The following is a 602-nucleotide window of genomic DNA, read 5'->3' as shown; positions in this document are numbered from 1 at the left end:
GCAGCCAGTACATGATCCCCGGGGACAATGGTTCCGTCATCAGCAATAAGGATTTGCGGGGTTCTGGCGGAGTAGGTTCATCCCCGAACATTCAGATCATTGTTCAGAACAATAACGGGAGTGACGTCCGGACGTCGGCCTCCAAAGGGCTAACCGGTCAGGATGTGATTAACATCATTATCAGTGATGCTCAACAGTCCGGGCCCGCGACAAGGGCCATAGCAGCCAGAACCGGTTCGCGGCTGAGGGCTACCGGCGACTACTAAACCAACCCGCTTCGGCGGGTTTTTTAATGGGTGGGATTATGAAAGTAGCGATCGAAGTAAACGGCGAGGTTATCTGGTACCGCGATAGCGAGACACTGGAGGGCATGATGTCGCTTGGTTATTTGAAGGACGGCACACAGCAGGAAATCATTGCCGCCCTTGAAGATGCGCTTGTGCAGGCGCAGATGCAAAATATCGTATGGGACGAGGAGCAGACCCAAAAGGATATTGAGATGGCAAAAGCAGAGAAACGGCCATACATCCACGTTAAGACCAGAATACGTGATGGCCGTATTATTCGGGAGCTTATGTATGAGGATTTCTCCCGGGAAAAAC

General features: G+C 52.0%; 1 protein-coding gene and 1 pseudogene. Both read left to right on the top strand.

Features of this window, described 5'->3' with window-relative positions; translation table 11 throughout:
* Positions 1–266: pseudogene (locus GVK32_RS29405) on the top strand (phage tail tape measure protein); the annotation flags it as partial.
* Positions 267–304: 38 nt separating this feature from the next.
* The coding region (locus tag GVK32_RS29400; RefSeq protein ID WP_227697988.1) for a hypothetical protein at positions 305–602 on the top strand (298 nt) is incomplete at its 3' end.

Source organism: Klebsiella sp. 18074 (genome assembly GCF_902705905.1).
In the GTDB taxonomy this organism is placed as follows: domain Bacteria; phylum Pseudomonadota; class Gammaproteobacteria; order Enterobacterales; family Enterobacteriaceae; genus Klebsiella; species Klebsiella terrigena.
Note: the sequence above shows the minus strand (reverse complement) of the source record. Positions and strands in the feature narration are given on the sequence as shown.